Origin of the sequence: Streptomyces sp. NPDC049687 (assembly GCF_044465285.1) — a bacterium.
Lineage (GTDB): Bacteria > Actinomycetota > Actinomycetes > Streptomycetales > Streptomycetaceae > Streptomyces.
This window is the reverse complement of record NZ_JBITLN010000007.1, coordinates 493,658-504,400: the sequence shown is the minus strand read 5'-3', so window position 1 is coordinate 504,400 and position 10,743 is coordinate 493,658. Positions and strand designations below refer to the sequence as shown.

Genomic DNA, 10,743 nt, shown 5'->3' with positions numbered 1-10,743 from the left:
CGGTCCAACACCCCCGACAACCGCACCACCACCGGAATGTTGTACGTCGGAGCCGGACCCTCCAACCGGTCCAGAAACCACAACCGACGCTGCGCAAAAGACAAGGGGATCACGGCTGTTCCATTCCTGTGGATTCACTGCTGAGTCGGTGATGCGGACCGGGATGCGCTGCGGCTTACGAAGTTCTCACTTCACCGTCTCCGCCATCTGCCGAGCGGTGGGGTTCTCGAAAAGGGTGCCGATCGAAATCCTGGTCCCGAAGCGGTCGTTGATCCTTGTCGTCAACTGGACGGCGGTGAGCGAGTCTCCGCCCTGCGCGAAGAAGTCGTCGTCCGGCCCGATGCCGGGGACACCGAGCGCCTCCGCCCACAGAGCACGCACCTCGGACTCGATGCCCGCCTCGGCGGTGTCGGTGGGTACCACCGTGCGGGGGAGCACGGCCGGCACGGGCGGCGTCGTCATGACCGCCGCCGCCTCCACCGGACCGGACGTCGATACGAGCGGGAAGCCGGCCGGTGTGACGGCTATCTGTCCGCGGATGCGTCCGGACAGGATGCGCAGCAGGAGGCGGTTCCCCTCTTCGGGGGTGATCGCGTTGTCAAGCCGAGTGGTTCCGGCAGCCCCGTCGGCGGAGGTGTGGTTCGCCTGGTCCACGCGTCGCATCCGGAATCCGCGGACCAGCAGGACGGGCCGTCCCGAACTGTCGTGGACGTCCACGTCGCCCGTGATGCTTCGGCTGTCGGAGCGCAGGTTGTGGGCTCGGACCAGGATCTCCGACGGAAGGTCGGTGAAAAGCACCAGTCGCTGGTAGTGGAAGGGGAGATGGCCCGCACCGCCGCCTGCCTGTACGAGGCCTGTGGCCCGGTCGAGCAGGGCAGGGTGCGCCGGGTGGGTGTCCAGGTCGGCGGCGAACTGCGGGTCGAGGGTGAAGACCGTCGCGAGGTCTCCGTCCGATGTGCTGTGCACCTTCACGGCGCCACCCCAGCGGGGCCCCATGTGCACCAGCGCGTCGGGGCGCCGCGAGGGCTCGTCAAGCCTGAGGGGTTCCTCGTCCTGCGCCTGGAACACCAAGGGGTCGATCGGGCGAAGTTCACCGCCTTCCGCTTCCGTGATCCGGCCGCTGGAGTGCTCGGTCCAGGCCGACGACCGGTCGTGCGCGGCCCGGGCGCCGATGCGGAAGCCGTCGGCCTCGAAGGTGATGCGGATCTCGGTCGGCTGTTCGACCGCCAGCGGCGCGGTGAACACGATGTCCGCCAGCTCCACCGGGGCATCCGCCGCCACCACGCCGATCGCCCTCGCGGCTCGGACCACCAGGTCGATCTGGCCGGTGCCCGGAACCACCGGGCGTCCGGCAACCCGGTGCTCGGTCAGCACCCAGTCGGTTTCGGGATCCAGCGTCGTGGTCCATTCCCGGTCGCCGGCCGAAAGCCGCGGTGAGGTGTGGCCGGCCGCGGCCCGTACGTTCCCCAGCGTGGTGGAGCGCGCGGCCATGCCGACCTCGCTCCAGGCGGGCCAGATGACGGAGATGACCGGTGCGCCGGAGATCGTACGGCCGGACCACGCGTCCAGATAGGCGTTGGCCGCCGCGTAGTCGCCACTGCCGATGAGGCCGCTGATCGCGGCGCGGCTGGAGTAGAGCAGGACGAAGTCCAGGTCCGGTTCGTCGGACAACGCGTGGGCGAGCGTTTCGATGCCGATGACCTTCGGGGCGAGTACGGCTGCGGCCTCGCGCGGGTCTCGCAGGGCCAGCATGCCTCCGCCTGCGACACCGGCCGCATGCAGTACGCCGTTGACCCGGCCGAACCGCTCGCGGACCTCGGCCAGCGCGGAGGCCAGCGAAGCGGGATCGGAGACGTCCGCGGCCAGTGCGAGCACGGTCGCGCCCTGGTCGGCCAGCTCGTCGAGCACTGTTCGGACGCCCGCCGCGGCCGGCCCCTCCGGCAGTCCGCCGCGTCCGATCAGGACCAGCTTGGGCCGGATGCGGGTGGAGGCCAGCGCTCGTGCCGCTTCCAGACCGAGCGCGCCGAATCCACCGGTGATGACGTAGACGCCACCGCGGCACAGGAGCTCCGGAGGCGCGCCGACCAGGTCGGCCGGACTCCAGCCGGGGACCCAGCGGTGCTGCCCGCGCAGTGCGGACACCGGGTGCTCTCCCACGCCCTCCGCGGCCAGCAGTTCGGCGGCCAGGACCTCGGGGGAGACAGTACCGCCGATGTCGATCAGTCTGGGACGCAGTCCCGCCAGTTCCTGAGCGGCGGTGCGCACCAGTCCGGTGAGCATGGCAGTGGCCGGGGAGACCCGCTCGCCGCCGGACACGTCCGCCGCCTCGGTGGTGACGAGGGTGAGTTCGGTCGCCTGTCCGGCGAGTTCCTGACACAGGGCGAGGGCGGTGGCGAAGCCCCCGGGCATCAGGGTGCCGGTGCCGGCTCCGGCATCGGCCTGGACCACATGCACTACCCGGGTGAGCGCGGGGCCGGCCTCGGCGAGCAGTCGTCGTACGGCGGCCCGGTCGTCCGCTTCCCCGGAGTCCGCACCGCCGGCGTGGGGTGTGTGCTCCGCGCTGACGACCTGGTAACCGGCGGTCCGCAGTGCGGTGGCCACGCCACGGGTGACGGAGGTCGTGCGGTCGGCCACCAGGAGCGCGGTGCCGCGCCGGCCGGACTCCTGATAGGGGGCCGGCTGGAGCAGGGCTTCCCGTGTCCACCGCGGTGTCCACAGTCCGGCCTCGGCCGGCTGCGCCTGGTCGTGCGGATCGGTCTTCGCGGGCGGTTCCGCGAGCGAGGTGCCGGCCGCGGCGGGCGCCGCGCCCGCCGAGGTGATGGTGGTTGCCGGAGGGTCGATCCAGTAGCGGGTGCGCCGGTAGGGGTACGCCGGAAGAGCGACGCGCCGGGTGTCACCGCCCCGCAGCAGGTCCCAGCGGATGTCCGCGCCGTTGACCCACATCGTTCCCAGAGCGTCCAGGAAGCTCTCCCGGTCGGCGCCGCTCTGCCGGGGCAGCGCGCCGGAGATCACATGGCCGCCCGGGTGGGCACGCAGCAGCGTCGAGAGGGTGGCTCCCGGACCGGTCTCCACAACGACGGCGGGTTCGCGGAGCAGTGTCCGGGCCGCGTCGGCGAAGCGGACGGGGGCCGTGAGCTGTCCGGCCCAGAACTCCGGGTCGCACGCCTGGGCGTCGGTGAGCCGGGCGCCGGTCGCCGCGGAGACGAGCGGCACGGCGGGTGCCCGCAGGGGGATCGCGCGCAGTGTGTCTCCGAAGCGCTGCGCGGCGTGCCGCATCATCGGGGTGTGAAAAGCGTGTTCGGTCTCCAGGACGCGCACCTTCCAACCGGCGGCGCCCAGTAGTTCGGCCTGCTCGCGGATCAGCTCGACGGAGCCTCCCAGCACGGTCTGGGCCGCGGAATTGAACGCGCACACCGACACCCCTGCCAGGAGCCGCTCGGTGAGGTCGCCGGGGGTGTCCGGGCCGGCGGTGACCGCGAGCATCGCGCCGGGCGGGGCCTCGTGCATGGCCAGGGCCCGGGCGCTGATCGCCCGGATCGCGTCCTCTTCGCCGAAGACTCCGGCGACGGTGGCCGCGACGAGTTCGCCGAGGCTGTGTCCGATGAGTACGTCGGGTATGGCGCCGTAGTGCCGCAGCGTGTGGGCGATGGCCAGTTCGACGGAGGACAGCAGTGGCTGGGCCAGGTCCGTACGCCGGAGCCGCTCGGGTGTTCCGCTTCGGAGTTCTCCGGCCAGGTCCGTGCCGAGCTCGTCGGAGAAGGCGGTCAGGAGCCGGTCGAGGTGGCCGCGGAAGACCGGGTCGTCCTGGCGCAGGGCCGCTCCCATGGCGGGCTGCTGTGCTCCCTGGCCGGGGAAGGCGAACACCCGGGTGCGGGTGGTGCCGTCGGAGAGCCGCAGGCCGGCCGGGCGGTGCTGGGCGAGCAGGCGGGCGGCAGCCGCGGTGTCCGCGGCGACCACGGCCGCGCGTACGGGCGGGTGTCCGGTGCGGCTGTCCTGGAGGGTGAAGGCGACGTCGTCCAGCGCCAGGCCGGGCTCGGCGGACAGCCGGTCGGCCAGCGCGTCGCGGAAAGCGCGTTCGTCCTGCTCGTCATGGGCCGACCAGGCCAGGAGGTGGGCACGGCTGTCCGGCTCGGGCCGCGAGGACTCCGGTGCCTCCTCGAGCACCACGTGTGCGTTCGTCCCGCCGATGCCGAAGGAGCTGACCCCGGCGCGGCGGGGTACGTCGGTTCGCGGCCAGGGGCTCAGCCGGTCGACGATACGGAAAGGCGTGCTCTCCAGCTTCAGGTGGGGATTGGGCTTCTCGTAGTGGATGGTGGGCGGAATCTGCTCGTGGTGCAGCGCCAGCACCGTCTTGATCAGGCCGGCCACCCCCGCGGCGGGGCCGAGATGGCCGATGTTGGACTTCACCGATCCGATACCGCACCCGCCGCGTGCCGGCTTCCTCCCGGCCGTCGCGTCGAACGCCATGGTGAGCGCGGTGACCTCGACCGGGTCGCCGAGCAGCGTTCCGGTGCCGTGTGCCTCCACGTAGCCCACATCGGCGGGGTCGACGTCGGCGACGGTGTAGGCCTCGACGATGCAGCGGCTCTGCCCGTTGACTCCGGGGGCGGTGAATCCCGCCTTGTCCGAGCCGTCGTTGTTGATCGCCGAGCCGCGGATGACAGCCAGCACGTTGTCGCCGTCGGCCTGGGCGTCCGACAGCCGCTTGAGCAGGACCGCTCCGCCGCCGCTTCCGAAGATCGTGCCGTCGGCTCCCGCGTCGAACGGGCGGCATCGGCCGGCGGCGGAATTGATGCCACCCGCGGCGTGACGGTAGCCGCGCCCGTAGGGCATCTCGACCTCGACGCCGCCGGCGATGGCCATCTCGCACTCGCCGGCGCGCAGCGACTGACAGGCGAGGTGCACACCGACCAGGGAGGTCGAGCAGGCGGTGGCCACGCTCAGGCTCGGCCCGCGCAGCCCGAGCTTGTAGGAGACGAAGGTCGACAGATAGTCCGTGTGGTTGGAGATGCCGATCACCATCTCGCCGGCCTTGGCCACCATGTCGGGGTGGCTGCGGAGGTTCTGCTCCGCATAGCCGTTGGCGTTGGACCCGGCGAAGACTCCCACCGTGCCGTCGTAGCGGGCTGGGTCGTAGCCGGCGTGGCCGAGTACGGTGTGGCACAGCTCCAGGAACAGGCGGTGCTGGGGGTCGCGCAGTTCCGCTTCGCGCGGGGTCATCCCGAAGAAGCGGGCGTCGAAGCCGTCGCAGTCCGGGAGCAGCGGATTGGCCCGCACATAGGAGGGGCTGGCAAGGGCCGCCGGGTCCTCGCCCGCGGCCAGCAGTTCCTCGTCGGTCAGTTCGGTGATGCAGTCGCGGCCGGCGACGAGGTTGGACCAGTACTGCTCGACGTCGCGGGCCTCGGGCAGTCTGGCGGCCAGCCCGATGACGGCGATGGGTTCCACGATGGGCATCGCTTGGGTTCCTTCTGTTCTGGGTGAGTGGGGCTAGGGCTTCGCTGCTGGTCGCGAAGGCGCGGACGTCAGCGTGAGGAGAAGAGGTTGCGGGCGACGCGCCGGGCCTGGAGCTCGGACTGCGGCTGCCCGGAGCCGGGCAGCGGCGCGGCATCGGTCGGATCGTTGCGGTCGGCCAGGTGCAGGGCGAGCGAGCGCACGGTCGGGAAACGGAAGAGCGTCGTCACGGCCAGATCGGCACCGGTCAGATCGGCAAGACGCCGGTGCAGCCGCAGCATGTCCAGCGAGGTGAGTCCCGCGTCGAAGAAATGCTGTTCCGGCCCCGGGGCGTGCCCCGAGGTCGCGTGGACCGCGGTGGTGATCGCCTCCTGCAAGGTGGTCACCGGATCATGAGCCGAACCGCGCGGGTGCCGTGCGCCCGGTCTCGGGGGGTTCGTTCCCGGCGCGGACCGATCGGGCACACGGCTCAGATCGGGCTTGCCGTTGCGGTCGAGCGGAATCGCCGTGACCTCCAGCAGTTCCGGCACCGACCACGCCGGCAGCAAGCCCCGCACCTGCCGTTCGACCTGATCCAGCGGCGACCGCCTGGCCGCCGGCACGATCAGTGCGAGCAGGACGTCCGGGCGGTCGGGGTGCATTCCCACGGCCGCGTCGGCGACGGAAGCCAGGCCGGTCAGCACGGCCTCCACGGCAGCGGGCTCCACCCGGTACCCGCGCACCGACAACTGACGGTCGATGCGTCCGCAGATCTCCACGTCACCGTCGGGCGTACGCCGGCCCAGGTCGCCGGTGCGATGCTCGGTACCCAGGGCGAGCCCCGAGCCGGAGACGACGACCTCGCCCAGTTGACCGACGGCTGCGGGACTGCCCGAGGAGGTCACGACCTCCAGGGTGCGATAGCCGGTACCCCGGCCCACCGGGACGGTGGGCCGGCTCGCCGCGCGGCCCGTCGGCTCGCTCCACAGGTGCAGGCTGCTGGCCTGGGGCGTCTCGGTGGTCCCGTAGACGTTGTACAGCCGCGCCTTCGGGGCGAGGCGCTGGAGCGCGCGGGCCACGGTGTCCGTCAGTGGAGCGCCGTAGCAGCTGATCCTGCGGACGTCCGGCAATGAGCCGCCTGCGGCCGCGAGCAGCTGCGCATGACCTGGCGTCAGATCGAGTACGGTGCAGCGTCGTTGACGCAGAGTCCGGAGCAGCCGTACGGGGTCGAAGCGCTCGGCGGCAGCCGGCACGACCACGCGGGCACCGACCGTGAGAGGCAGCACCATCTCGCGCAGGATCGGGTCATGGCCCGCGCCCGCGAGCGCGCAGAACACGTCATGCGGCCCGAGGCCCAGTTCCTGGGCGTACCACGCGAAGGCGATCGGCAGGGCATCGGCGGGGGCAAGGACGACCGAGGGCCGCCCGGTGGTGCCCGAGGTCAACAGGGCATGACCGAAGTCCGGCGGGAGAACGGCCGGGACCGCGGCCGCGAGCGGGCCGTCGAGGAGGTCCGCGACGTGCAGGACCGGCAGTCCGGACGCCTCCTCCGAGGCCGCGCCCACGTCTCCTACGCGGAGCAGGGCGGCCGCGCCGGTCTGACGCATGGCGTCCTGCCGCCACTGTACGGGGGGCTCGGCGTCGAGCAGCAGCGCCGGACGGCCCGAGTGCCAGACGCCCAGCAGGGCCACCGGCAGCAGCGGATCGCGGCGGGCGACCACGGCTACCACGCCCCCGGGGGCGACCTGTTCGGACAGCGCGGCCGAGCAGCTCAGTACGGCGTCGCGCAGCCAGCCGTACGAGTGGCTCGAGCCGTCCTGGCCGACCAGGGCAGTGGCCTCGGGGGTGCGTGCCGCCAGCGTGAGGACGTCGTCCACCAGGCTGCTCACCGTGGCGCACTCGGTGGTGGGGGAGGCAGGCGGGGTGGCCGGGCGATCGTCGCCGAAGGCGGTCACCGCCTGTCCGAGGTCCTCGGTCATGGCCAGCACCGCGGTACGCCACTGCTCCAGCGCGGCCTGGGCCACCGCCCGGTCGTAGCGGTCCACCGCGTGGACCACCTGTAGGCGGTAACGGCCCTGGTCGCGGTGAAGGTAGAAGCCGAGGTCGAACAGTGCCCAGCCGACCGGTACCTCGACCGGCTCGGCCGCCGCGTCGGCGAACCGGGCCGGGGGCGATGCCTCACTGAGGTCGTTGAACCAGGTCTGGAAGAGCGGGTTGTCGAGCGGACTCCGGTGGGGGCGCAACGCGCTGACGATCTCGTCGAAGGGGACGGCGCTGTGCTCCAGACCGCGGGCCAGGGCCTCCCGCACCCGTTCCAGGGCTGTGGCCATGGTCGGACGGTCGCGGATGTCCAGCCGTACCGGCACGGTGTCGACGAAGAAGCCGACGGTTCGCTGGAACTCCGCGCGGTCGCGAGCGGACGCCGCCACGCCGACGACGAGTTCGTCGCTGCGGGCCCAGCGGGCCAGGACCAGGGCGGCGGCGGTGAGGAAGAGCACCGCGGGAGTGGTCCCGGCCCGGACGGCCAGGTCCCGTACGGCACGGTCGGCGTCCTCGTCCAAAGTGACCGCCGTGGCGCCGCCCGCGAAGGACGGCACTGCTGAGGGTGGCAGCCGGAACGGCAGGTCGGTCATGGCCGGCGCGTCCGCGAGGGCCGTACGCCAGTACTCCAGGGACTTGTCGGCCCCCGCCCGCCGCTGTGTCTGCAGGACGGCGTACTGGCGGTAGTCGGCCGCCGGTGGGGGCTCCGGCATACCGGGATCCGCACTGCCGGTCGCCCGGCCGTACTCCATGGCCAGTTCCTCAAGGACGATGTCGAGGGTGCGCTGGTCGGCGACGGCATGGTGCAGGGTGATGACGAGCAGGGACGATCCGTCGCCGGTGTTGAGCACGGCAACCCGGTACAGCGGCGCACGCTCGGGATCCAGCACCGTGTCACGGCAGCGGCGCAGGAAGGCGTCCTCGTCGCCGGGCTCACCGTGCTCCACCAGGACCTCGGGCGCGGCCGGGCGGTGGACAGCGAGCAGCAGGTCACTGCCGTCGTCGTGGAGCGCTCCACGGAGCATGGGGTGCCGTGCGACCACCGCTGTCACGGCGGCGGCCAGCGGCTCGGCCTCCAACTCGCGGTCCACCCGCAGGGCGCCCACCACGTTGTAGGCGGGGCACTGGGGGAACATGCGGGACAACAGCCATATCCGGTGCTGTCCAGGCGCCGCGGGTGTCGGGCCGGTAGGTGTCTCGGGGAGCGCCTGCGGGCCCTCGGCCTTGGCCACCGCTTCGCGGAGCTCGGCCAGCGTGGGGTCGTCGCGCACGAAGTATCCGGCGGGCAGCGAGACCCCGAGCCGGTAGTGGATCTCGGTGGCCAGCCGCGCGCCGAGCAGACTGTGGCCGCCGAGGGCAAGGAAGCTGCGCTCGTCGGTTGCCGCCTCCGTCTGCTGAGGAAGTGCCTCGCACCAGATCTCGCCCAGGACGTCCTGCGCCTCGCCCGCCTCACCGGCCCGCGGTGCTGGCCGGTGGGCATTCAACCGCTGCTCGGCGCGTTGCCGCAGCAGTTTGCGGTCCCGTTTGCCGCTGCTGGTGAGGGGCAGTTCCGTTGCGGCCAGGAAGTGGGTCGGGACATATCCCGGCGGGACCAGGTCCGCCAGGTGCTCGCGCAGTCGTCGGGCCGACCCACCGTCGGTCAGGGCCTGGGCGCTCCCGTCAGCGGGCTGGATCCAGGCCACCAGCTCCATGTCCTCGCCGACCCGGGCCGCGACGACGACCCCGGCGGCGACCTCGGCATGGCCGGCCAAGTGGTGCTCGACCTCCTGCGGTTCGATGCGCTGGCCGCGGATCTTCACCTGGTCGTCGACGCGGCCCAGATACTCCAGGCCCGCGTCCAGCAGGCGCACGCGATCGCCGGTGCGGTACCAAGTGCGCACGGACGCGTCGGCGTCGGCGGGGACGAAGGCCCGGTCGGTCAGGTCCTGGCGATTGAGGTAGCCGAGCGCCAGGGGCATGCCGCCGATGTACAGCTCACCCTCGTCTCCGTCGGGGACGGGACGGCCGTCCGGGTCGAAGACGCCGAGGACGCAGTTGTCGACAGGTCGTCCGATCAGGATCCGGTCGATGTCCTCGGCCCGCTCCGGGCAGGTCCAGTGGGTGACGTCGATGGCGGCCTCGGTGGGGCCGTAGAGGTTGTGCAGCCGGGCCGGCAACAGCGCGGCGAAGCCGCGCGCCACGGAGAGGGGCAGGGCCTCGCCGCTGCAGAAGACGTGGCGCAGCGAACTGCAGCGTCCGGCGTCGGGCCGACGCAGGAACTCACGGAGCATCGACGGGACGAAGTGGCACACCGTGATCCCGTGCTCCTGGATGGCACAGGCCACCAGGGCAGGATCCCGATGCTCCTCCGGGGGGAGGAACACGCACGTGGCGCCGGTGATCAAAGGAAGCCACAGCTCCCAGCCGGAGACGTCGAAGGTGACGGGGGTCTTCTGCAGGACCCTGTCCTCGGGCCCCACGTCGTAGGCGTCGCGCATCCACAGCAGTCGGTTGCACAGGGCCAGGCTGGGCAGGACGACGCCCTTGGGCCTGCCGGTGGAGCCGGAGGTGAACAGGACGTACGCGGGCTGCTCGGCGGGTGCCTCGGGCAGCGGGTCCAGTACGACATCGGGGGCGTCCGGCGCGCCGCGCAGGGCCTCGACCTCGACGGGGCGCAGTCCCTGCCCGGCCAGGACCGGCAGGGTCCGGGCGTCGACCAGCGCCACGTGGCTGCGCGCGGTCTCCAGGACGCCGGCCAGCCGAGCGGGCGGGTCGTCAGGGTCGACCGGAAGGTACGGCAGTCCTGCCTTGAGGACACCCAGGAGGGCGGCGAGAAGGGCAGTGCTGCGGGGCACCGCGACCACTACCGGCAGGCCCTTCGGTGCGCAGTCCCGCAGGGTGCGCGCGACGGCGTCGGACCACACTTCCAACTGCCGGTAGCTGAGGGTGTCCGAACCGAAGCGAGCGGCCGGGCGGTTCGGGATCCGCTCTGAAACTTCCCTGATCAGACCGGGTAGACCGGTTGTACAGTGCCGGGGTTTCTGGCGGCCCGTCAGTCCGGCGGATTCGTTTCCGAGTGAGTGTGACACGCTGCTTTCGCACCTCCCGTCGGCATCGGGTTCGGCGCCGACCCTGTGTTGTTCCGTGAGGTGGCCCAGCACCTCGGTTTCGCGCATACTCGGCACGGCGTGCGCGTCGCCGGCGGGCAAGCTCACGAGCGTGCCTTTCCTGGGGGTCGAGGTTGGACGCCTCTTGAGAGTCGGGAGCTCCGTCGCGGCGGAGTCGTCCACGGCG

Annotated in this window: 2 protein-coding genes; both read right to left on the bottom strand. The window is 72.1% G+C overall.

Annotated elements, in window-relative coordinates; genetic code table 11:
• Positions 1–186: 186 nt before the first annotated feature.
• Positions 187–5,454 carry an SDR family NAD(P)-dependent oxidoreductase gene (locus tag ACIBVL_RS23915; RefSeq protein ID WP_399099471.1) on the bottom strand — a complete coding sequence of 1,756 codons (5,268 nt, stop codon included), beginning with the start codon at positions 5,452–5,454 and terminating at the stop codon, positions 187–189.
• A gap of 68 nt (positions 5,455–5,522) precedes the next feature.
• Complete coding sequence (locus ACIBVL_RS23910; RefSeq protein WP_399099538.1) at positions 5,523–10,625, bottom strand: amino acid adenylation domain-containing protein; 5,103 nt, start codon at positions 10,623–10,625, stop codon at positions 5,523–5,525.
• Positions 10,626–10,743: the final 118 nt, after the last annotated feature.